Origin of the sequence: Prosthecobacter sp. (assembly GCF_044222565.1) — a bacterium.
Classification (GTDB): domain Bacteria; phylum Verrucomicrobiota; class Verrucomicrobiia; order Verrucomicrobiales; family Verrucomicrobiaceae; genus Prosthecobacter.
This window is the reverse complement of record NZ_JBGANA010000016.1, coordinates 155,152-177,862: the sequence shown is the minus strand read 5'-3', so window position 1 is coordinate 177,862 and position 22,711 is coordinate 155,152. Positions and strand designations below refer to the sequence as shown.

Below are 22,711 nucleotides of genomic sequence, written 5' to 3'. Positions count from 1 at the left end.
CCATGGCCACGCGAACCTCATCAAGAGTCGCGTTGTCCATATTGAGCTCGATGCACGGGCGGGCCACCACCGCCTATTCATTACTATGATTCTAAAAAGTACAGCACGAATATGACAATCTTTTCGAGAACTGGTCTAGGCCTTTCCGCCTTCGTCAGCCTTGGCCTGCGCAGTCCGCCACTCCTGATAACACTCGAGTTCACGCTGCACGAGTTTCAGGCAAAAGGCCACCAGGGTGGCATCGTCAAGATAGCCGACCCCGACGATGACATCTGGAATGACATCGGCAGGATTGAGAACGTAGAGCAGGGCCAGAGAGACCGCGCTGATGGCCCAGTAGGGGATCTCGCGATAGGCGCCGGTCCAGTAGTCCTTGACCATGCTGAGCATGATCTTGGTCTGCTCGAAAACGGTTTTCAGCTTGGGCAGCTTGGCTTCGATCTCCTGCGCGCGCTGATTGACCTTGGCGATGTCCAGGTCGTGGTCGCCATTGGGAGGGGTGCTCATATTAAAAAAATAACCAGCGAGCGCCGCGAAGTCCAGCCCGCAATGAAACCGGAGGGATGTGGAGATTCTGCCACACTGGCGGGATTGACACGGCAAGCGCAGTCCCGAAACATGCCGCCCGATGTCCGGCGAAAACTCTCCCCTCCCCTGCCCCACGACGACACATCGTCTGACGGAAGAACTCATGGAATGCGGCCGGGATTTTCACCGGCGCGGCTGGTCACTGGGCACCAGCAGCAACTACAGCGCAGTGCTCGGGCGGGAGCCGCTGACGCTGCTGATGACCGGCAGCGGATTCGACAAAGGCCGCCTGCAGCCAGATCAGTTTGTCGTCGTGAACGAGCAGGCGCAGGCGGTGCAGGCAGGCTCTCCCAAACCCTCCGCCGAAGCCCTGCTGCACACCGTCCTGGCCAGGCATGGGGCGGGCGCGGTGCTGCATACCCACTCGGTGGCGGCCACGGTCTTGAGCGAGCATTTTTTGAAGGATGGCGGGCTGCGCATCGCAGGGTATGAAATGCTCAAGGGCCTGACCGGAATCACTACCCACGAGGCCGAGGCCTGGATTGAGATCTTCCCAAACACGCAGAATATCGCGTCCCTGGCGGAGGTGATCGCAGAGCGTCTGAAGGACATCGCACAGCCCCTGCGCCACGGTTTTCTCATGGCTGGCCACGGGCTTTACACCTGGGGCGCGGACCTCGCAGCGGCGCGGCGGCAGGTTGAAGTGCTGGAGTTTCTTTTCGAAGTCGTCACGCAGAAGCGTTTGCTGTTTGGCTCGTTTTAAGGAGCACTTACTTTCATGGCCTACCTCCGCATCCCATCCGCAGACCGCGTCATTGAAGACGCAGATGCCATCCGCCGTTTCCTTCTGCCGCATGGCATCCTCTATGATCGCTGGCCGGTGGCTGGGCGCATAGATCGGGATGCCACGCAGGAGGAAATCCTGGCGGCCTATGCTCCCGAGGTCGAGGCCCTGAAGCAGAGCGGCGGCTACATCACCGCGGATGTGGTGAATGTGACACCCGATTTGCCCGGACTGCAGGAAATGCTGAACAAGTTCAACCAGGAGCACCGCCATGCGGAGGATGAGGTGCGCTTCATTGTCAAAGGAAGCGGCATCTTTTACATCAATCCCGAAAACGGAGAGCCAGTGTTTTCGATTGAGATCGAAGAGGGGGATCTGATCAACGTGCCTGCCGGAACCAAGCACTGGTTTGACCTCTGCCCCGACCGCACCATCCGGGCCATACGCCTCTTCCGCGAGAAGGCCGGCTGGACACCGCTCTATACAGGCGATGCGATCGCCAGCGGTTATCAGCCCTTGTGTTTTGGCCCGAATCCGATGGCGGTGAAAGGCATCCAGATCGAGCAGGCGGTCGCCATCGCCGCATGATCACGTTTGGGGGCAAGCTCATCCTGCTGGACATTGAGGGCACGGTCTCACCGCTGGCCTTTGTGAATGACGTGATGTTTCCCCATGCCCGGCAGCATGCGGGCGCCTATCTTTGCAGGCACTGGGATGATGAAGTGATCGCACAACTCGCAAAGGATGCTGGCGAGGCTTCTTTTGCGACTCCTGCGGAGGCTGAGGCAGCGGTGATGCGGCTGATGGACGCCGACGCCAAAGTGACCGGACTGAAGCACCTGCAGGGCTTGATCTGGGAAGAAGGCTTTAGAAACGGCGAGCTGCGCAGCCGCATCTTTGACGATGTGCCGCATGCCCTTGCGGACTGGCGCAGCCTGGGCCTGGACATCCGCATTTATTCCTCTGGCAGTGTTCATGCGCAGAAACTCTTCTTTGCGCATTCGGAGCACGGCGATCTGACGGTGCATTTCTCCGGCTACTACGACACAACCACGGGTTCCAAAAAGGAAGCCGCAAGCTATCGAGCCATAGCCACAGACTGTGGGTTGCCGGCGGAGCAGATTCTCTTCGTGAGTGATGTCATTGATGAATTGGACGCAGCGAGAACCGCGGGCATGTTTACAGCGCTGGCCCTCCGGCCGGGAAACAAGCCTGCGCCTCCGAACGACCATCCAGCCATCCACTCCTTTTCAGAAATAGCACTCGCATGAAGATTCACGGCCAGCCCCACCGCTCCATTGAAGCTGCTCCCGCCACGCGGACCGCGCGCATCATCGATCAAACCGTGCTGCCCCACGTCTTGGAGTGGCGGGAACTGCGGACGATGGAGGAGGCCGCCGAGGCCATCAAGGTGATGCGGGTGCGCGGGGCGCCGCTGATTGGCGCCACGGCTGCCTTCGGCCTGTTCTTTGCGCTGAGGGATAACGCCTCGGATGCAGCACTTCAGCACGCATACCATGTGCTGCATGCCACGCGACCCACGGCGATCAACCTGCGCTGGGCGCTGGACCGGATGAAGCGCGTGGTGATGCCTCTGGATGTGGCGCAGCGTGCCGAAGCGGCCTGGCAGGAAGTGCTGGCGATCTGCGAACATGATGTACAGACGAATCATGCCATCGGCAGGCATGGACTGGAATTGTTCCGCGCCATTCAGGCGAAGAAGGCCGACCCTGCGGCTCCGCTCCAGGTGATGACCCACTGCAATGCAGGATGGCTGGCCACGGTGGACTGGGGCACGGCGCTCTCGCCTATATACCAGGCGCATGATGCTGGCATGCAGGTACATGTATGGGTGAGCGAGACTCGTCCGCGCGGCCAGGGGGCCTCGCTGACGGCCTTTGAACTCAAGGAACACGGCGTGCCGCACACGCTGATCGTTGACAACAATGCCGGCCACCTGCTGCAGCGCGGACTGGTGGATGTGGTGATCGTGGGCACCGACCGGGTCACAGCGCATGGCGATGTGGCCAACAAAATCGGCACCTATTTGAAGGCGCTGGCGGCGAAGGCTCATGACGTGCCTTTTTATGTGGCGACGCCGGTGAGCACGATCGACTGGACCATCACGGATGGCATTCGGGAGATCCCCATTGAGCAGCGCAGCGCACGCGAAGTCACCCACATGCCCGGCCTTACGGCGACGGAGGTACGGGAGGAGGTGCTGATCACGCCAGAAGGCACGGAAGCCCGAAATGATGGCTTTGATGTGACGCCGGCAGCTCTAGTCACCGCACTGGTGACGGAGCACGGGGCTGTACCAGCCACCCCGGAAGCGCTGCGAAAGTTGCAGGCTCAGGGTTAAATCAGGGCATTCCCTGATTTTTTTGATGTTTTGAACGGCGGTTTGGCATCGGGCATCCGAATAGCCTGTGTCAGGTTTTACCCCAAAAAGAACATCACCCTCTATGAATCTTCGTCTTGTCACCGCCCTCATGGGCTGGCTTTCGCTGATCGGAAGCCCTTCTGCTTTTGCCCAGCAGTCCGCCGCTCCTTCCCGGGCGATCATCGTTTTTGACGCGTCTGGCAGCATGTACGGCGAAGTGCCCGGCGGGGTGAAAATCGACATCGCCAAAAAGGTGGTGAGCGACATCGTCGGCAGCATTGACCCCGCCATGGAGCTGGGGCTCATGGCCTACGGACATCGCAAAAAGGGCGATTGTGAAGACATCGAACTGCTGGTGCCCCCCCAGTCCAGGAGCGCCGCCGCCATTTTGAAAGCCGTGTCCGGCTTGGAGCCGAAGGGCAAGACACCACTGACGGCGGCTGTGATCCAGGCGGCGAAGTATTTGAGATTTGAGGAAGCAAAGGCGTCGGTGATCCTGGTGAGCGACGGGGTGGAGACCTGCGACAAGGATCCCTGCATGGCTGCGGAGGAGCTGGAGCGCCTAGGCATTGACTTCACCTGTCACGTGATTGGCTTCGATCTCAAGCAGGGCGAGTCTTCTGGACTCGAATGCCTGGCCAAGAAAACGGGAGGCATGTATCTCGCAGCCAAGGATGCCGCCTCCCTAAAATCCTCACTCGAGATGGCGATGAAGCAGGTGGCCAAACCAGTGACGACCCTGGTGGTGGAGGCGAAGAAATCTTCCGGCGGCGCCTTGCTGGATGGCGTGGCGTTTCAGGTGTTCGCGGAGGGCGGTGGTGAAAACGCCATCGCCACGGGCAGCGGTGGGCATTGGAGCACTGAACTGCCCAAGGCGGGCAAATACACGATCAGCGCGAAGTTTGGCGGCAAGACTCTGGAGCTGGTAGCAACACTCAAGGACGGCGAAACGGTGACGAAGGAAGTGGTGTTTGCTGAAACAGGATTGAAAGCCGAAGCCTATGACAAGGAGGGCGGCGTGGCCTTTGAGCGCGAGGTGAGCTGGGATCTGCTCGGTCCGGCTGACAGCGAGGGCAACCGGCCCAAGGTTTCCTTCAGCTATGAGGCCAGGCCCTTCCTGAAAGTGGCGCCCGGCACCTACCTGCTGACTGCGGTGCGTGGCAATGCCACGGCCAGTGTTACTGTGGAGGTGAAAGAAGGCCCCGCACAACTGGTGAAGGTGATCCTGGGCAGCGGCAATCTGAAGCTGAGCGCCATCAGTGCAGAGGGGCAGCCGGCGATCGCGAAAGATGTCAGCTGGGATCTTTACTCTCCACCCGATGCGGAGGGCCAGCGCAAAAAGCTGGGCTACAGCTATGAGGCGCAGCCCAAGATGACCCTGCCCTCCGGTCCCTGCCTCATCGTGGCGACCTATGGCAATGCCAAAGGCCAGAGAGAGGTGGAGGTGAAGGCGGGAGAGACTCAGGACATCGTGGTGATGCTGGGCAGCGGAAAGCTGAAGCTCTCCGTGGTCATGGAAGAAGGAGGAACGCCCGTGGCGAAGGATGTGAGCTGGGATGTGTTTGGCGAAGCCGATGCAGAAGGCAACCGCCCGAAGGCCGCCTATAGCTATGAGGCGCAGCCCACGCTGGCACTGCCCGCGGGCAAGTATGTGGTGGAGGTGGCCTATGGGAATGCGAAGGGCAAGACCACGGTGGAGATCAAGGCGGGTGCCACGACCGAAAAAGTGGTGAGCCTGGGCGCCGGGAAGCTGAAGCTTTCCGCTCTCGCCACAGAAGGGGCTGAGCCAATTTCCAAGGATCTGTCCTGGGAAATCCTGGGCGCTGCTGACGCTGAAGGAAACCGCGCCAAGGCGGGCTTCAGTTATGACGGCCAGCCCTCCTTCAGCCTGCCTGCCGGGAAATACACGGTGCAAAACGAATGGGGTGCCGCCAAGACGAAGCAAGAGGTGGAAATCAGCGCAGGCAAGCTCACGGAAGCGCCGATCATCCTCAACGCCGGCACATTCTCCACCAGTGCTATCATGGCGCATGGCGCTGATCCGGTGCCGGAAGGCCTCAACTGGGATGTTTTTGGAGAACCCAACGCGGAAGGCGAAAGAGCGAAAGTGACCTACAGCTACGATGCGCAGCCAAAGCTTCATCTGAAGGCCGGCAAGTATCGCGTGGAGGTGACTCGCGGGGCCGCCACCGCCAATGCGGAGATTGAGATCCAGGCGGGCAAGATGACCACCATGCAGATGAATTTGAACGCAGGCACGCTCAAGGCCAGCTCCTCGACTCCGGGTGACTGGGAGGTGTTTGGCCCCGTGAATGCCGAGGGCGAACGCAAAAAGATCACCTACTCCTATGATCAAAATGCAAAACTCTTCCTCCCTGCTGGCAAGGTGCTGGTGGTGCGCAGCAAGGACGGCAAGAAGGCCGAGCAGGAAGTGGAGATCAAACCCAACGCGCTCACTGAGCTGACGCTGGATGCGAAATAACGTTCCCGATTTCATCCCAACTCAAACCACTCCACACCAAGCATCATGAAACTCCATTATCTAACTGCCATCGCGCTGCTCACATGCGGCATCTCCTCATGCAGAAAAACGCCTGAGAACACCAAGGCCATGGAAGACACCAAGAAGGCCGCCGAATCCGTCAAAATCGCAACGGCCAAAGAACTGGAAGCCGCCAAGGAAAAAGCCATCGAACTTGGCAAAGAAGCAAAGAAAGAGGCTGTCGTCCTAAAGGAAGAAGCGAAAGAAAAAACCGCCGAGGCGGCCAAGGCTCTCGAAGACGCTGCCAAGAAGGCCAAGGACGCTCTGACTCCTGCTCCGGCACCCAATCCACCACCGCCGCCTGCCCCTGCTGCACCTCCCGCAGCGCCAGCCACACCAAAATAGAGAAGCCTCCTTCGTAAATCATGCGAAGAGCGTCAGGACATTCCTGACGCTCTTTTCTTTCGCTGATCAAACGGACTGCGGTACTTCAAAGCCGGGGCGATACTCACGCTTCAGCAGGGCCAGCGCCTCCGGCGTCGCGGTGTCTCCCACGAAGGTTTCCTTGGCGACATCGAGTTCCAGCATCGGCCCCATCTTGATGTCGAGCTTGGAGGCATCGAGTTCGTTTTTGATGAGGTGCTCGTGGAAATCGGCGATCACGTCATTCCACGGCTGGAAATCCTTCACCGCAGCTTCGGCCTGCTCCCGGACATACTTCTGGCCGAGGCGGAAGGAGTTGTTCGCCAGATGGCACCAGGCGCTGGAGTAGTGGATCTTCTCGACCTCGCCTTTCAAGTCTTCCGACTTACGGCTGCGAATGGCTTCGATGAAATTGGCGGCATGGGTTTTGCCACCATCCCCTTTGAAGGTGTGGAGCTTGGTGCCTGCGGCATCGTAGGCGGTGCCACCGCCGCGGCTGCCGGTGTAGTAGCCGCCTTCGCACTCGATGATGAGGAAAGCACCCGTGCGACGACGCAGGTACACGTCCGGAGCTTTGACACCCTTCTGACGCGGGAGGTTGTGGAAATCGATGATCACCGGGATGCTGCCGGTGTCCATGTAGGCAAAATGGGTGTTGGGTGTCTCGCCGGCATCGTCCCAGGCGAAGCGACCGCCACCAGCGATCACACGTTTTGGCAGCGCGACCTTGTCCCGGAAGACGACGTTGCGCAGATCATCAAGAATGTGCGGCCCCCAGTTGCCCATCTCGCCGTTGCCGGTGTTCCAGCTCCAGTGCCAGTCGTAGTGGAATTTTTCGCGGTAGATGGGCTCGTCTTTCGCAGGGCCAAGCCAGATGTCGTAATTCAACGTGGCGGGTGGTGTGAGCGGCTCTGCGCGTTTGCCGATGGAGGAGCGCATGCTGTAGTGATTGCAGCGCACGTATTTGATCTTGCCGATCGTCCCGGCATCCAGGAATCCTTTGATCTCCTCCTGCAGCGGATCACTGCGCTGCTGCGTGCCGCCCTGCACGATGCGGTTGTACTTGCGCGCGGCCTCGACGAGTTTGCGCCCCTCCCAGATGTTGTGGGAGACGGGTTTTTCCACGTACACGTCCTTGCCCGCCTGCATGGCCCAGATGGAAGCCAGCACATGCCAGTGATTTCCGGTGGAAACGACGACGGCATCGATGCTCTTGTCCTCCATCACCTTGCGCAGGTCCTGGGTAGTCTTCGCATTGGGGAAAGCCTTCTTGCCCTTGTCCAGCGCCGCGGTGTCGGGATCGCACAGATAGGCGATTTCCACGCCAGGGACCTTGGCCATGCGTCCTGCATTGCCCAAACCCTGCCCGCCCAGACCGATGGAGGCGATGCGGATGGTATCATTGGCCCCCAGCACGCGGCTGGCAGACAAAGCGGTGAACGCAAGTGCGGACTGGGTGATGAAGGAACGGCGTGAGGTCATGGTTGGATCGGGTTGGAAGACAGACAGAACTTCTGCCAGAACGCAGCCCCGCACACAACTCCTTCGCCAATTTCCCGCATTATTTTCAGCCAGCCCGCACCGCGGGTATTTCAAACAATGGCACGGCTGTTCTCCGCGGAATTGATCTCGCTGATCTGTGTATTGAGGGTGCAGAAGTCGTAGACGATGCCGATCAAGAATCCGCCGCCGGTCACGAGGTAAAGCAGGCCGGTGACCCATTTGCCCAGGTAGAAGCGATGGAGGCCGAAGACCCCCAGAAAGGTCAGCAAGACCCAGGCGACCGTATAATCCAAGCGGCCCTGGGCGAACCTGCGGTCTGCCTGGCGGTCCATGCCTGGGATAAGAAACAAGTCAATCAGCCAGCCGACGCCGATGAGACCACCGGTAAAAAACCACAAGATTCCTGTCTTGGTTTTGCCGAAGTAAAAACGGTGAGCGCCGGTAAAACCAAAAATCCAAAGCAGATAGCCCGCCAGTTTGTTGTGTGTGGAAGGTAGCGTGGTGTTGTTCATGACGGCCTCATCATCATGCGTGTCGGGCATCTTGCGATTGCAAATCCGTTCCATTTTTACCAGCCGGAGAAGCAATTTGCCTGCTGGACTGCCAGACATATAGCCCTGCACAGGCAAGTCCACGCATGAAGAAAGCACTGGGAGCTGAAGAAAGCCCCTACACCACCACCTTCTTCACAAAGCAGGCTTTCAGGCCAATCGCGATGCCGTCCATCTTGCAGGATATTTCGTGATCGCCATCCACCAGACGGATGGGTTTGGACTTCGTTCCGACCTTGAGCACTTCGTTGGTTCCTTTGAGCTTCAGATCCTTGATCATTGCCACGATGTCGCCATCGGCCAGCACCGCGCCATAGGCGTCTTTGACGACGCGTTCGGCATCCGGCTCATCTGCCACGGCCTCCTTGGGCCATTCGTGACCGCAGGTCATGCATTCAAAGCGGTCGGTGTGGTCCAAAACATCATTCATCTCGCACATGGGGCAGGCAGGTTGGCTCATAGGCATGGAACAGACACGCCACAAAACTGAAATTCAAGCGCTCAGTCAACGCCATCCCTGGCGCACACTGGCCTGATATTGCCCGAACATGGTTGCGCAGGATGGCAGAGATGCTTGGCTGCTGGTTCTCATGATATCCATGCCAAGAAAACCCGCTGCTGCCGCCAACTTTTTTGCCAGCCTACTGTTGATCTGTGCTTCAGCTGGCACAAGCCTTTCAGCGCAGCACGCCACAGTCTCCGCGGCGGTGGAGCAAGCTCACAAAGTGCTGTGGAGCTCGTTTGTGGATTCCCACGGCATCATCAATGACTTCGTGGGTGAGCGGCCCACGCCGGAAGATTGCGCCCTGGGAAAGCCGAATGCCATTGGCTGGTGGAGCCCTATTGAGAACGGCCCCATGTTCACCGGTCTGTACCTCCCTGCCGCCTGCGAACGCGCCCGCCGCAGTGGCGATGCCATCGACAAAACCCACGCCTCACAGCTTGCACAAGGCCTGCTGAAGTGTGCCTCGGTCTCGGACGTGCCAGGATTCATCGCACGCGGCATCGGTACGGACGGACGCTGTCACTATCCGCTGGGATCGGATGATCAGACCCACCCGTGGTTTTACGGCCTGCATGCCTACTACAAGAGCGGACTGCCCTCCGAGCAAGAGCGCCGGCAGATCTCGGCCAAGGTAAAAGAGGTGGCCGAAGTGCTGGAATCCACCGGCTGGCAATGCCCTTGCGATGCCTCTTTCAAAGGGCAGTTTCGCGGCGGGTATAAGGGACATCTGTTCCGCGATGCCGTGCGCTATCTCTATCTGCTCCGTGCCACGCATGAGATCACTGGCGAAAGCGTCTGGCTGGAACGTTACCAGAAGGCCCTCGCCGAGCATCCGGCCAATGCCGACAAAACGCGGGCGGAGATTTGCGCCGAGGGCTATGCCTTTGATCACGAGGCGATCAAGCACATCGATGACTTCCAGCTGTGGATCTATGTGGGATGCCAGGGCTCTTTGGCGAAGCTTGTGACCATGGAAACACACGAGCCCACCCGGGCCTTCTACCGTGCGGGTCTGGCCCTGAACGCAAGGAGTGTGGTTGCCGCGATCAAAGCACATTCTCAGTTCGACAACAACGACACCAAAGTCTTTGGCAACGCCGACTGGCGGGCTGTTTACTCCACCTGGGTTCCCCAGCACACCCAGGCCGATGCAGCGAAGCTCTCCGAAACGGGAGACAAGGCAAAACGAGGCGAACGCAAATACTACGAAGCCAGATGGATGCGCAACCCTCTCGCGGCGGCGGCAATAGCGGCTCTCGGCGGAGACTCGGCGCGCGCGGAAATCAACGCAGCGCTCCGCCACTACGATTATTCCAAGCTGCACATGGCGGAGTTCTTCTTTGCCGAATGCGCCTACTACGCACTGCCTGAAGTGCCGTAACAAATCCATGCCAATGATATAGTCCCTGAATTGTTTCGTTTAAAACTTCCCCATGAACATCCGACTCTTCCTCGCCCCTTGTCTCTTTCTCAGCGCAGCCGCTTTCGCCGCCGACCAGCCAAAGGTTCCCGCCAAACCCATCGCGGAAAAGAAGGAGCTGCTGTTCTCCGACGACATGTCCGGCAGCGAGCATGACAAACGCTGGCACCGCGTGGTGGACACCTTCGTGTTTGAAAAAGACGCGCTGAAAGGCACGCAAACACGCGTGAAAGACATGCCCTCCAAGGATGGCAAATCCATCATCACCGCGCATGCGGCCGTGTATGGCCTGGAAGTCCCCACCAAGGACAGCGTGGTGGAGGTGAAGATGCGCTTCGACGGCTGCACGATGATGGATGTGGAGTTTGACGACCGCAAATACACCGCAGCCCACTACGGCCACCTCAGCCGTGCGCAGATCCGTCTGGACAAGGTGACCATCATGGATGAGCGCGAAGGCAGCCAGAACCTCATCATCAAGGAGATGCGCAAGGATCCCGCGAAGAAAGATGAAGTGAACAAGATGATGGCCGGCAAAAGCGCCACCTTCCCCGTGAGCCTGGAGCAGAACAAGGAGTATACCGTCGTGGTGGAAACTGTCGGAGATGAGATGCGCGTCAGCATTGATGGCAAAGCGGTCGCATTCCTGAAGTCTCCTGGCATCGGCCATGAAACGAAGTCCAAGATCGAACTCGGCGTGGCTGGTCAGAGCGGCTGGTTTGACGACATCAAAGTCTGGAACGCCGCACCAGCGAAATAGGCTGTCCGCAACGACTCAGGAAGCGCGGGGTGCGGCTGCACCTCGCGCTTTTTTTATGGCAGCCACCGCGCGGTATCCCAGCAGAAGCGCCAGCACCACCGCGAAGATGAGCGGATAGGTGATGTCTGACTTCACAATGATCCAGTAGTGCAGCACACCACCGATGGTGATGTAGTAGGTGAGGCGGTGGAGCTGCGCCCAGCGGGCACCGCCGAGCTTCTTGATCATGGCATTGGTGGACGTGACTGCGAGCGGCACCATGAGCACAAAGCTGAACATCCCTATGGCGATGAAGGGGCGCTTGTACACATCTCCGATCACGGTCTGAAGCTGCCAGTCGCGATCATAGGCCAGGTAGGTCACCAGATGCGCAAGCCCGTAGAAAAACGCATACAGGCCCAGCAGACGGCGCTGCTTGAGAAGCCAGTTCCAACCGTAGATCTTGCGCAGAGGCGTGACCAGCAGCGTCAGAAAAAGAAAAACGAGCGTCAGCACTCCGGAAGCGCGCGTGACGAACTCCACAGGATTCGCGCCCAGTCTGCCGCGCCAGGCATCCACCAGGATGAGGAGGACTGGCAGCAGTCCATTGAAGAGAAGGAGCTGCCGGTGAAAGCGTGAGTCTGCGCTGAAAGTCGTCATGTCTCAAAAATCTGTGGTGAGGTCCATGCCCGCATAGAGATGCGCCACCTGTTCCGCGTAGCCGTTAAACATGAGGGTGGGGCGCGTGCCCAGTTCACCGATGCGTCTTTCCCGGGCCTGGGACCAGCGTGGATGATCCACCGTGGGGTTCACGTTTGAGTAGAAGCCGTATTCCCCCGGATTGGCGAGACTCCAGGTAGTCCCCGGCTCGCGGTCCATGAGGGTGATCTTCACCACCGATTTGATGCTCTTAAAGCCATACTTCCACGGCACCACCAGACGCACTGGCGCGCCATTTTGATTGGGCAGTGTCTTGCCATACAGGCCGGTGGCCAGCAGCGTCAGCGGATGCATCGCTTCATCAAGCCGCAGGCCCTCCTGGTAGGGCAGATCAATGCCCGCGAAACGCGAGTCAGGCATCTGCTTGATGTCATAGTAAGTTTCAAAGGCCACGTGAGTGGCGGCACTCAGCGGCTCCACTTGATTCAACAGCTTTGAAAGAGGGAAGCCCACCCAGGGTATGACCATGGACCAGCCCTCCACACAGCGGAAACGATAGGTCCGTTCCACCGATTCGAATTTGAGCAGATCGGCGAGATCATAGGTTCGCGGATTCTTCACCAATCCTCCGACCTGAACGCTCCAGGGATCCGTGACAAAGTTTTTGGCCTTGGCCGCCACCTCGGATTTGTCGGTCGAAAACTCGTAATAGTTGTTGTAGCCCGCGATGTCGGTGAAGGAGTTGACCTTTTCATCAGCCGCCAGCCCCGTCTGGAGCGATGGCTCGGCCACGGTGGCGATGGCAGCGCCAGTGTTCTTCACCTCAGGCCGCGGGCTAAAGGTGCGGTACAGCCCCGCCGTGGCCAGCGTGGATCCGGCCCAGATGGCGGATTTCATGAAGAAGCGCCGATTGAGAAAAGTCTCCTCCGGTGTGATCTCGCTCGAGGGAATGTGGGGGCTGTCTTTCATGATGAGCGAAGCACGCGTTTCGTGTAGGAGGCGCTGGCTCCCGGGATATTCCCGCACAACGAATGCCAACTGGCAAGTTGCATCCGCCGCCATCACCTCACAGGCTGGCTGTTCCATGTCCCTTCTCGAACGTCTTTTCTCCGTCGGCCCCGTCCGCAAAGCCATCTGGCAGCTGTGGTATCCCTTTCTCACCCGGCGGCTGCGAGGAGAGGAGGTGCTTTTTTTGAATTACGCTTTTGAGACGGATCCACCCGTGGGCCTGCAGCTGGAGCCCGCGGACGAACCCAACCGTGCCTGCATCCAGCTTTATCATCACGTTGCCACGCAGGTGGACCTGAAGGGAAAGGACGTGCTGGAAGTGAGCTGCGGTCATGGGGGCGGCGCTTCATGGCTCACCCGCACCCTGCATCCCGCGAGCTACACGGGTCTTGATCTCAATCCCACCGGCATCGCCTTTTGCCAAAAACGTCATCAGGTGCCGGGCCTCCGCTTTGTGCAGGGAGACGCGCAGGTGCTCCCCTTTCCGCCTCAATCACTCGATGCCGTCATCAATGTCGAGGCCTCACACTGCTATCCGGATTTCCCCGCCTTCCTGGCCAAAGTCGCGCGGGTGCTGAAGACGGGAGGTCATTTTCTCTATGCTGACTTCCGCTTTCGCGATCAATGGGCTGAATGGGAGCAGGCCATCTCGAACGCCCCGCTACAGCTCGTGCAGACGCGTGACATCCATGCCGAAGTCCTGCGTGGAATGCAGATCAACGCCGCACGCAGCGAGGCTCTCATCTGCCAGCGCCTGCCCAAGTTTCTGCACTCGCTGGGCCGCGATTTTGCCGGCCTACCGGGCGCGCGGGTGTACGAAGCGCTGAAGTCCGGCGAGCTTTCCTACCGCTCCTGGTGCTTCCGCAAAAGCTGAGTTCAAGGCCCGATGGCAAACCAGTTGAAATCGGCGGCATACACGCGGCTGCCAGCCCAGGTGGTGAGGGTGGCCTGAAAACCATATTCGCTGATGAATTCCGCTTTAATGGTGAGACGGGCGCTGTCCCGCTGATCGATGTCGAAGCCGCTGAGCCCGATCTGCACCACGGGCACGGAGGAAAAGGCGGTGTCAAAAATCACGTCCACGATGAACTTGCGAATCTCCTCTTCCGCCCCCGGTTCGGGAGTGGCGAGATTCCAGCCCTCCGTGAGAACATTGACGGTGACACCGGCGGATAAGACTTTCCAAGGAACTGAGGGTGGATACATGCAGCGGCAATAGAGCAGCATCCGGGCCGGTCAGCTTTATTCTTGTCACAAGACGGCCCCTTTTGCTCGGCGCGTCCCGAGTGGTCTGCGAAAAGACGACGGTGTTTTTAAGCCTTCCCTTATACCCCGCTTCCTCTTTGGCGGATTAACTTCGTGAAGATGAAGTGTCCGGCTTTGCGAAAGGCCGGCGGCAGCCCCTCGCTGCCGTTCTTGCTGAAGAGCCCTTCGTCTCCCACGAAATGAAACAATGGTTTGCCAGTCTGAAGGTCTCCCAAAAGCTGATGCTCATCAGCATCTTCTTTGTGATGCCCGACTCCCTAATGCTTTATTTCTTCATCACGGGTATCAATGCCAACATTGAGTTTGCCCGGCTGGAGAAGAAGGGCAATGCCTATCAGCGGCCGTTGGAGGACCTGCTCGAGCTGATCCCGCAGCATCGACTGCTGGCGCAAACCTCCGGCTCCGGCGATCCTTCAGTACGAGTAAAACTGGGAAGAGTGGAGGAACAGATCGAAGATGCGTTCAATGCACTGGAAGCGGTGGATGCGCTGCTGAGTCATGACCTTCAATTTACCGACGAAGGTCTGGCAAAACGCCACAGGGAGCATTTCCGCGCGCGGACGGTGCGAATGGAGTGGGAGGATTTGAAAAGCCGGCTGGGACAACTGCATCCGGACGCTGTCGCGGCGCAGCATCTGCACCTTGTGGCAGACCTGCGCATCATGATCACGCATGCGGGAGACCAGTCCAATCTCATTCTCGACCCCGATCTGGACAGCTACTATCTCATGGACGTGACCCTCCTGGGCCTGCCACAGACGCAGGACCGGCTGGCCGCAGTGCTGGCGTTTGGTGCAGGCATCCTCCACCGCCAGACCATCACCAATTCCGAACGGCAGCAACTGGCCATCCACGCCACGCTGCTGAAGGAGGCGGACATGGACCGCGTCATCGGCAGTCTGCAGACAGCGCTGAATGAGGACGCGAATTTCTATGGCCGCAGCGCCTCCCTTCAGGCCAGGGTCCCGCCTGCGCTCAAGGAGTACTCGGATGCCACCGAGCACTTCATCAGCCTCACGAACCATCTGGCCGGAGTGGAAGGCACGAGTGTGACGGAAGCGGATTATGTGGCGGCGGGTAGCAAGGCCCGCGCCGCCAGCTTCGCTCTATGGCGGATCGCCTCCGAGGAACTGGACACCTTTCTGCAAACACGAATCGAGTTCTATGAGCAGCGCCGCTCCCGGAGCCTGATGGTGGCGGCCCTTGCCCTGCTAGCTGCAATCGGTTTCGTCACCTTCATCACCCGGAGCATCAGCGGCCCGCTGCGCAGGCAGGCGGAGGAACTTCAGGCCGCCAATGAAAGCCTCCAGATCGAAATTGCGGGACGCAAACGCACGGAACGGGAACTGCGGCGCAGTGAAATGCAGCTTGCCACCGCCCAGATCATCGCCCGTGTCGGCAGCTGGGAATGGGATATGGCATCCGGCAAAATTGTCTGGTCCGACGAGAACTATCGCATCCATGGCCTGGAACCCGGCAAATACGCCGTGACGCATCAGGCGGCCATGAGCTTCATCCATCCGGAAGATCGTGTCATGGCTGAGACAACCATGATCCGAGCGCTGAACGAAGGATTGCCCTTCAGTTTCGAGCATCGCATCGTGCGTCCGGACGGCAGCGAGCGGATGATCCACAAACGTGGTGAAGCCGTGATGGCGGCGGATGGCAGAGGAACGGCGAAGGTGTTTGGCACTTCACAGGACATCACTGAGCGCAAGATGGCTGAGGAAGAGCTGAAATCCATGCACAAGATGCTTCTCGACACCTCCCGCCAGGCGGGCATGGCGGAAGTGGCCACGGGTGTACTGCATAATGTGGGCAACGTGCTCAACAGCATGAATGTCTCCACGACGATGACGCAGGACATCCTGCGCCAGTCAAAAACCTCCAGCCTCGTCCGCATCGCAGGATTGCTGGAGGAGCACAGCGCCGACCTCACAGCCTTTCTCACGTCTCACCCGCAGGGCCGGCTGGTGCCGCCGTTTATCGTCAAACTTTCCTGCCTGCTCGATGATGAGAACCAGAGGCTGCACAAGGAATCCGCCGCGCTCACCAAAAACGTCGAGCACGTCAAGGAGATCATCGCCATGCAGCAGACTTACGCCCGTGTCTCGGGTCTGGTGGAGACGGTGCAGATCAATGACCTGGTGGAGGACGCGCTGCGCATGAACACCTGTGCGCTGGACCGCCACGGGGTGGAAACCATCCGCGAATACGCGCCGGTGCCTCCGGTCCCAGTCGAAAAACACAAGGTGCTGCAGATCCTCGTCAACCTCATCCGCAATGCCAAGTATGCCTGCGACGAATCCGGGCGTGCGGACAAACGCATGATCATGCGCTCGGCCAGCGGCAACGGCCGGGTCAGCATCTCCATCATCGACAACGGCGTGGGCATCGCTCCGGAGAACCTCACTCGCATTTTCGGCCACGGCTTCACCACCCGAAAGGATGGCCATGGCTTCGGCCTCCACAGCGCGGCCAATGCGGCCAAGGAAATGGGCGGCCAGCTCAGCGTCCACAGCGATGGCCCCGGCCGCGGCGCCAGCTTCACTCTCGAACTGCCGGTAGCACTCTCCTCCTAATTTATTCAGCGTATGCAGCCCTCCCCTCGCATCGAAAACCGCCGCCTGTTGATCATCGATGACAATCCTGCGATCCACGAAGATTTCCGCAAAATCCTGGTCCCCGCCAGCGCGCCTGCACAGGCAAGCGGAATCGAGGCGGATGAAGCTGCCATCTTTGGTGACATCCCTGCCCCCAGCGCGCCGACGGGACTGCTGTTCGAGGTGGATTCCGCCTCCCAAGGAAAGGAAGGGCTGGACCTCATCCGGCGGGCGCTGGAGGAAAAGAGACCTTACACCATGGCCTTCGTCGATGTGCGCATGCCACCGGGCTGGGACGGCATCGAGACGACGCGCCAGATTTGGTCCATCTGCCCGGACCTGCAGATCGTGATCTGCACAGCCTACTCTGACTACTCATGGAATGAGATGCAGGAGCAGATCAAGCCGCGCGACCGGCTGCTGATCCTCAAAAAACCCTTTGATACCGTGGAGGTGCTGCAGCTCGCCAACGCACTCACGGAAAAATGGCGTCTGCAGCAGGAGTTCAAATGGCTCATGAACGATCTCGAGGCACGGGTGCAGCTGCGCACCAAGGAGCTGGAGTCTTCCATGGAGGAGGCTGTGCGCAGTCGCGAAAAGGAGCGGCTTTCCTTCGAAAGCCTGCGTCATGAAATGGAGGAGCGCGGGCGTCTTGAAAAGCGCTTTCGCGAGCAGGCCGCCCTGCTGGACAAAACCACCGACGCCATCGTCGTGAGCGATCTCGAGCACCGCATCACCTACTGGAACAAAGGAGCGGAACGAATCTACGGCTGGACCGCGGAGGAGGCCATCGGCCACCGGGCCTATGAACTTCTCTATCGTGAGTTTGCCCCGTTTGAAGCGGCGGTTTCGAGCATTGTCAAACACAGTGAATGGATGGGTGATCTGCAGCAGATCAACCGCAGTGGCGGCAAGCTTTTGGTGGAGGCGCGCTGGACACTGCTGCGCAATTCCGCCGGCCAGCCGCAGGGCATTCTCTCCATCAACACCGACATCACCGAAAAGAAAAAACTCGAGCAGCAGTGCCTTCGCGCCCAGCGCATGGACAGCATCGGCACGCTGGCAGGCGGCATCGCGCATGACCTCAACAATGCTTTGACGCCCATCCTCATGTCCATTGAGCTGCTCAGAATGCGCGAGAAGGATCCGCGCGGCCTCACGGTGATCTCCACTCTCGACAGCAGCGCCAAGCGCGGTGCGGGCATGGTCCGGCAGCTGCTCACCTTTGCCAGCGGCATGGAAGGAAAACAGATGGTGGTGCAGGTGGGTCCGCTGCTCAGGGAAATCGAAAAAATCGCCAATGAAACCTTTCTCAAGACCATTCAGGTGAGCAGCGAGATACCGGAAAATTTGTGGACCTTGCAGGGAGACCCCACCCAGCTCCACCAGGTGCTGCTCAATCTCTGCGTCAATGCGCGCGACGCCATGCCCGACGGCGGCAGACTCACGCTCTCCGCGTGCAATCTGATGCTGGAACAGCACTACGTCGGCAGCAATGGTGAAGGAAAACCCGGACCGTACATTGTCATTCAGGTGAAGGACACAGGCGCTGGAATGCCGCCAGAAGTGATCGAGCGCATCTTCGAGCCATTCTTCACCACCAAGGAACTGGGCAAAGGCACAGGACTCGGCCTGTCCACCTCTCTCGGCATCATCAAAAGCCATCATGGCTTTCTCCACGTGGAGAGCACCCCGCGGGCAGGCACCCGCTTCCTCGTGTATTTGCCGGCTCAGACTGCCGCGACTCCAGCAACGGAGACATTTGCACCCACCGAACTGCCGCGTGGCAATGGCGAACTTGTGCTCGTGGTGGACGACGAGGCCGACGTGCGGCAGGTCGTGCAGCAGATTTTGGAGGCGTTTGGCTACTGGGTGCTGCTGGCTTCGGACGGCTCCGAGGCCTCGGCCTTGTATGCCAGCCGAAAGGGAGAGGTCGCTGCGGTGATCACCGACATGATGATGCCCGTCATGGACGGACCGGCGACGATCCAGGCGCTGAAAAACATGAATCCGGAGGTGCGCATCATCGCCGCCAGCGGCCTGAGCACCAGCAGCAATGCGGCCAAAGCCACGCGGGAGGGCGTGAAGCACTTCATTCCGAAACCCTACACCACGGAAACCCTGCTGCAGACGCTGCACAGCGTTCTGAAGGGGCAGCTTGCGCTTGCTTCATAGACTAGCCTTCGATCCGGCAGGCACCGTCTCACGCCACCACTTCCAGCAGCGCCTTCTGAATGTTGTTCTTTCCCGACTTCGGAAAAGGGCGCGGCAGGGGTTGCGCAGTACCGTTGGCATCCACCGTGCGGCAGCGCAGTTCATACCTGCCGGGTGGCAGCTTCACCGGTTTGGCCGTCCAGCGGCAGAGTGTGTGTCGCAGCGGCCACTCTCGCGGCTGGCGCGTGGCGGGATCAAACTGCACGGGATGCAGCGGCGCGCCTTTGAAGCCTGCGATGCCACTGCCATCAAACGGCGCGATCTCTGCGTCCTGCCACGGTGCCTTGGCGAAGTACGGATCATTCGGAGGCATAGGTGCGCTCACATCACGCATCCAGAACTGCACCTTTTTGAGACCGGAGATGCCCACCTGCGCATTGCCATGCAGCGTCAGCGGATCGGCAGCCTTGATCTGCGCGGGCAGATCGCCGAAGCGGGCAAACGTCTTCAGCCATGAGTTGATGTCGTTGTTGCCGTTGGCGTAGGTGTCATCGGACTGGTGCGCATTGGTAAAGCCGATGCGCTGCAGCCACTTCACCGATTTGAAGCCATACGCCTCCGGCACGATCATGCGCACGGGACCGCCGCGCTCGCCGGTGAGAAATTCACCATTCAGCTTGTAGCAGAGCATGACAGGAAGTTCTCCGGGAGGATCTTCAAAAACTCGGTTCATCGGCAGGTAGCACTTGAAGATCTGCTTCGGATCTTCGTTGTGGTGGCCATGGTACCAGACGTGGCGCAGATTTTCCACCGGCCCGCACTCCCACAGCACATCGCGCAGCGGCACCCCCTCCCACAGCCCATGACCCAGAGGATCGGCCAGATTGTTGCAGGTGATGACCTTCAAATAGCTGACCGCCTTCGTCTTCGCTATTTCCATGAGCCTGTCAAAAGTCAGCGCCGTGCCTTCGCTGCGCAGCATGGGCCGCTCGATCTTCGCATTGCTCGTCGGGTCTGAAATGATTTCGAGCTGCCACGTCTCGCGCACCATGCCGATCTCCCGCAGTTTTTCAGGAGGCAGCTTGTAGGGCAGCGGGTTGCCACGCTCCACGTTGTAAAAATCCCCTGAGGGTGTGATGCAGCAGCCGCCCTCTTCACATACAGGACCGGCTTTCTTTCCTGCCGCCTGCACTTCGGCACTGGTCGTCAGCACCGCGGCACCTGCGGTGCCCAGCTTAAAAAGATCACGACGGGAGAATGCTTTGGCCTTCATGCGCACGATTTAAATCCAGAGCAGAGGCGAAAGACAAGCTCTCAATCTGGCAGCTTGGTGGCCTCGGGGGCGGGAGCAGGAGCAGGCGCGCTTTTCACAGTCACGCCATTCCCTGCATTTTCCAGACTGGGATCAAAGGCAAACTCAAAGATGGCGCCATCCATCTTGTTGAGAATGTAATCCATCAGCAGGTCAGCATCGTCGGAGAAAACCGCCTCCAGCCAGGCCCGGCTCTCCGGGTCGTCAAGTTTGCCAGTGCCGATCATGAGCGTCCCATGTTCCGCCCCTTTGGCAGCCTTGATGGCCTCCATACGCTTTTCCATCTCGCTCTGAAATTCAGGCCTTTCCATCATCTGCCCAAAGCGTTTCATCATGTCCGCCATTTCCTGGCTCTTCACCGCTTCTTCGGGAGCGACGTCTTTGTAGCGGCGGATGATATCATCCACCTTGCGCCGCACGGCTTCAGACACCGGCTTCGGCCGATAGTGTTTCGGCACCGCCTTATCTTCCGAAGAGACCGCGGCCACCGCGGCTGCCGGGGCAGGAGCGGCCACCTGAGCTGGGGTCGGCTTCTTCGACGGCGTGTCAGGCGTTGTTCTGGTCGGATGCCAGTTCAGCCAAACCGCAGCAAAAAACACACCCGAGACCAGCAGAAGCACGAGGTTTTTGTTCATAAAGAGTGGAATGAATCACTTCGCCTGGAAATAACCGCGCTGCTTGGCGCTGATGGGCAGCCCGAGTTTTTCCATCACCTTGAGCATGTCCTCCCACACCTGTCGTTTGGCACGAATGCCGTCTCCCATTTTCTCCTCCCGCAGCAGGTAGGAAGGATGGTAGGTGACCATGGTGGGAATGCCGCTGGTGCTGTGAAACTTCCCGCGCAGGCTGCCCACGCTGCCAGGAATGCCCAGTCCCTCTGCCGCTGTAGCACCGAGGGCCACGATGACCTTCGGCTTGATGAGATCGATTTCCGTCAGCACAAACGGCAGGCAGGCCTTCATTTCTGCAGCCTCCGGCTTGCGATTGCCACTGCCCTGATTCTCCATCGCCGGACGGAATTTGCAGATGTTGCTGATGTACACCTGAGAACGATCCAACCCCATCGCCTTGATGATGGCGGTGAGTTTCTGCCCGGCCGGCCCCACAAACGGTTCGCGCATTTTTTCCTCCTCCGCACCCGGAGCCTCGCCCACAAACATCAGGCTGGTGTAAGGATCTCCCACGGCAAAGACCATCGTCTGGCGCAGGGTCTTCATCGCACGCGCGGGCTCCCACGTTTCGGCCAAGGTGCGCAGCGCCGCGAGCTTTTCTTCGATCGTAGCTCCAGCCACCTCCAGCAAACCCGCTTTCCTGAGCTCCGGAGGCGGCGTTTCCCGAAGAGTACTGAGCGCAGACGCAGGTGAGGACGCCAGCGCTGGTGCCGGTGCTGCCGCCGCTGCCACCGTCCTGAAGACTTCGGTTGCGGGAGTGGCACGCGCCACCGGTGCATGACTGACGCCGGTCAGCTTCTCCATCGTTCCCGGCCGCAGAGCGACGTGCGTCTTCCCCTGAAGCTGGCGCTGCTGCAGGTGTTGTTTGAGGAGGTCGGAGGCGGCTGACATGGAAAGGACTTCAAAATGCCCAATGCCCCGTGAATGTCGAATGCGGAGATTGGCTCATTCGCACTCATTCACCCAGCATTCGCCACCTCAAAATCCGGACGGGACGTAGAAACCACCCGTTGGAGGTGGTGGGCGCATGCACCGTGATGACTCTGAGCTTGCCAGGGTCTGCTTCGATCCACGTTTCCTCACCCAGGTAGGCCATGGTATGCACCCCGTCCTGGGTGACCGCCACGTCTCCTGGCCGCAGCTTCGAATAGTCGAGTGTCTTCAGAGCATCTGCTTCAAACAGACGCTTTGTCAGACCTTGATGTTCCTCCCCCAGAGCTTTGGCGCTCGTGTCATGCCACCACAGAGAGAGGCCGTGCCTGATCAAGCCCGGGTCGAGGCGGACCACTCCCTCGGATAGGCAGGCGTCGATGAGCCCTCGGCGGATCAATCCGGAACAGTCGATGCCACGGCGTGACTCTCCACCCCAATAGTAAGGGCAGCCTTCAAACGTCCGGAGATGCTTCACATAGGATGCACGCAACGTTTCTGGATAAGTGCGAATCTTCCATGGACAGACCAGCAGCAATGCGATGAGCGCCATTGCGGCAAGGCACGCTTTTCTTGGGCGCTTCCAGGACCAGATAAATGTAAAGAACGCAGCCACCAGCTCCAAGATGAGCCCCACGGTGCTCAGACGTGTGATTCGATTGGCCTCCACTTGCAGCGCAAGAAACGCGAAAGTGACAATGCTCAAAAACCAAAGCGCCAGATAAAGGCACGAGATCCTCACAGGTTTGTCAGTGTTCATGGCCACCAATCGCAGAGTTTTTTACTTTT

22 protein-coding genes are annotated in these 22,711 nt (G+C 59.3%); 11 read left to right on the top strand and 11 right to left on the bottom strand.

Features of this window, described 5'->3' with window-relative positions:
• Positions 1-135 precede the first annotated feature (135 nt).
• Positions 136-507 (bottom strand): YkvA family protein, encoded by a 372-nt coding sequence (locus ACILSR_RS22155; RefSeq protein ID WP_395751982.1) that lies wholly within the window; start codon positions 505-507, stop codon positions 136-138.
• 121 nt (positions 508-628) lie between these two features.
• Here ACILSR_RS22155 and mtnB point away from each other — a divergent pair, with 121 nt between their 5' ends.
• From mtnB to ACILSR_RS22125, 6 genes are all read left to right on the top strand, one after another.
• Positions 629-1,291, top strand: coding sequence for a methylthioribulose 1-phosphate dehydratase (gene mtnB / locus ACILSR_RS22150; RefSeq protein ID WP_395751981.1), 663 nt, complete (start codon positions 629-631; stop codon positions 1,289-1,291).
• 15 nt (positions 1,292-1,306) lie between these two features.
• Positions 1,307-1,900, top strand: coding sequence for a 1,2-dihydroxy-3-keto-5-methylthiopentene dioxygenase (locus ACILSR_RS22145; RefSeq protein WP_395751980.1), 594 nt, complete (start codon positions 1,307-1,309; stop codon positions 1,898-1,900).
• Positions 1,897-2,583, top strand: coding sequence for an acireductone synthase (gene mtnC / locus ACILSR_RS22140; protein ID WP_395751979.1), 687 nt, complete (start codon positions 1,897-1,899; stop codon positions 2,581-2,583). The genes ACILSR_RS22145 and mtnC overlap by 4 nt, the downstream gene beginning before the upstream one ends.
• Positions 2,580-3,674 carry an S-methyl-5-thioribose-1-phosphate isomerase gene (gene mtnA, locus ACILSR_RS22135; protein WP_395751978.1) on the top strand — a complete coding sequence of 365 codons (1,095 nt, stop codon included), beginning with the start codon at positions 2,580-2,582 and terminating at the stop codon, positions 3,672-3,674. Before mtnC ends, mtnA begins: the two co-directional genes overlap by 4 nt.
• A 103-nt stretch (positions 3,675-3,777) precedes the next feature.
• Positions 3,778-6,177: a VWA domain-containing protein gene (locus tag ACILSR_RS22130; RefSeq protein WP_395751977.1), complete on the top strand. Its 2,400-nt coding sequence runs from the start codon at positions 3,778-3,780 to the stop codon at positions 6,175-6,177.
• A gap of 45 nt (positions 6,178-6,222) precedes the next feature.
• Positions 6,223-6,582, top strand: coding sequence for a hypothetical protein (locus ACILSR_RS22125; RefSeq protein ID WP_395751976.1), 360 nt, complete (start codon positions 6,223-6,225; stop codon positions 6,580-6,582).
• Between the two features lie 66 nt (positions 6,583-6,648).
• On the opposite strand, the gene ACILSR_RS22120 is transcribed toward ACILSR_RS22125, so the two are convergent.
• From ACILSR_RS22120 to ACILSR_RS22110, 3 genes are all read right to left on the bottom strand, one after another.
• The gene (locus ACILSR_RS22120; RefSeq protein WP_395751975.1) at positions 6,649-8,082 is read right to left on the bottom strand and encodes a Gfo/Idh/MocA family protein; all 1,434 of its coding nucleotides are present in this window, start codon (positions 8,080-8,082) and stop codon (positions 6,649-6,651) included.
• A 110-nt stretch (positions 8,083-8,192) separates the two neighbouring features.
• Positions 8,193-8,615 carry an NINE protein gene (locus ACILSR_RS22115; RefSeq protein ID WP_395751983.1) on the bottom strand — a complete coding sequence of 141 codons (423 nt, stop codon included), beginning with the start codon at positions 8,613-8,615 and terminating at the stop codon, positions 8,193-8,195.
• A 157-nt stretch (positions 8,616-8,772) separates the two neighbouring features.
• On the bottom strand, positions 8,773-9,114 hold the full coding sequence (locus ACILSR_RS22110) for a zinc ribbon domain-containing protein YjdM (protein ID WP_395751974.1): 342 nt from the start codon (positions 9,112-9,114) through the stop codon (positions 8,773-8,775).
• Between the two features lie 139 nt (positions 9,115-9,253).
• Between ACILSR_RS22110 and ACILSR_RS22105 the strand changes: the two genes are divergently transcribed.
• Complete coding sequence (locus ACILSR_RS22105; RefSeq protein ID WP_395751973.1) at positions 9,254-10,540, top strand: hypothetical protein; 1,287 nt, start codon at positions 9,254-9,256, stop codon at positions 10,538-10,540.
• A gap of 52 nt (positions 10,541-10,592) precedes the next feature.
• On the top strand, positions 10,593-11,339 hold the full coding sequence (locus tag ACILSR_RS22100; protein WP_395751972.1) for a hypothetical protein: 747 nt from the start codon (positions 10,593-10,595) through the stop codon (positions 11,337-11,339).
• Between the two features lie 15 nt (positions 11,340-11,354).
• Here ACILSR_RS22100 and ACILSR_RS22095 read toward each other — a convergent pair whose 3' ends face one another.
• Entirely contained in the window at positions 11,355-11,978 is a 624-nt protein-coding gene (locus tag ACILSR_RS22095; RefSeq protein ID WP_395751971.1) for a sulfite oxidase heme-binding subunit YedZ, read from the bottom strand.
• A gap of 3 nt (positions 11,979-11,981) precedes the next feature.
• Positions 11,982-12,947 carry a protein-methionine-sulfoxide reductase catalytic subunit MsrP gene (msrP, locus tag ACILSR_RS22090; RefSeq protein WP_395751970.1) on the bottom strand — a complete coding sequence of 322 codons (966 nt, stop codon included), beginning with the start codon at positions 12,945-12,947 and terminating at the stop codon, positions 11,982-11,984.
• 115 nt (positions 12,948-13,062) lie between these two features.
• Between msrP and ACILSR_RS22085 the strand changes: the two genes are divergently transcribed.
• A complete protein-coding gene (locus ACILSR_RS22085) occupies positions 13,063-13,860 on the top strand; it encodes a phthiotriol/phenolphthiotriol dimycocerosates methyltransferase (RefSeq protein WP_395751969.1) in 798 nt (265 codons plus the stop codon).
• Between the two features lie 2 nt (positions 13,861-13,862).
• Here ACILSR_RS22085 and ACILSR_RS22080 read toward each other — a convergent pair whose 3' ends face one another.
• Positions 13,863-14,192 (bottom strand): H-type lectin domain-containing protein, encoded by a 330-nt coding sequence (locus ACILSR_RS22080; RefSeq protein ID WP_395751968.1) that lies wholly within the window; start codon positions 14,190-14,192, stop codon positions 13,863-13,865.
• Positions 14,193-14,431: 239 nt separating this feature from the next.
• On the opposite strand from ACILSR_RS22080, the gene ACILSR_RS22075 reads away from it, so the two are divergent.
• Both ACILSR_RS22075 and ACILSR_RS22070 read left to right on the top strand, forming a co-directional pair.
• Entirely contained in the window at positions 14,432-16,834 is a 2,403-nt protein-coding gene (locus tag ACILSR_RS22075) for a sensor histidine kinase (protein ID WP_395751967.1), read from the top strand.
• 12 nt (positions 16,835-16,846) lie between these two features.
• Entirely contained in the window at positions 16,847-19,030 is a 2,184-nt protein-coding gene (locus ACILSR_RS22070; protein WP_395751966.1) for a response regulator, read from the top strand.
• A 28-nt stretch (positions 19,031-19,058) separates the two neighbouring features.
• Here the strand turns inward: ACILSR_RS22070 and ACILSR_RS22065 are convergent, their stop codons facing one another.
• From ACILSR_RS22065 to ACILSR_RS22050, 4 genes are all read right to left on the bottom strand, one after another.
• Positions 19,059-20,282, bottom strand: a complete 1,224-nt coding sequence (locus ACILSR_RS22065; protein WP_395751965.1) for a molybdopterin-dependent oxidoreductase — start codon at positions 20,280-20,282, stop codon at positions 19,059-19,061.
• Positions 20,283-20,323: 41 nt separating this feature from the next.
• Entirely contained in the window at positions 20,324-20,956 is a 633-nt protein-coding gene (locus ACILSR_RS22060) for a hypothetical protein (RefSeq protein ID WP_395751964.1), read from the bottom strand.
• 15 nt (positions 20,957-20,971) lie between these two features.
• Positions 20,972-21,883 carry a uracil-DNA glycosylase gene (locus tag ACILSR_RS22055; RefSeq protein ID WP_395751963.1) on the bottom strand — a complete coding sequence of 304 codons (912 nt, stop codon included), beginning with the start codon at positions 21,881-21,883 and terminating at the stop codon, positions 20,972-20,974.
• Between the two features lie 64 nt (positions 21,884-21,947).
• A complete protein-coding gene (locus tag ACILSR_RS22050) occupies positions 21,948-22,682 on the bottom strand; it encodes a hypothetical protein (RefSeq protein WP_395751962.1) in 735 nt (244 codons plus the stop codon).
• Positions 22,683-22,711: the final 29 nt, after the last annotated feature.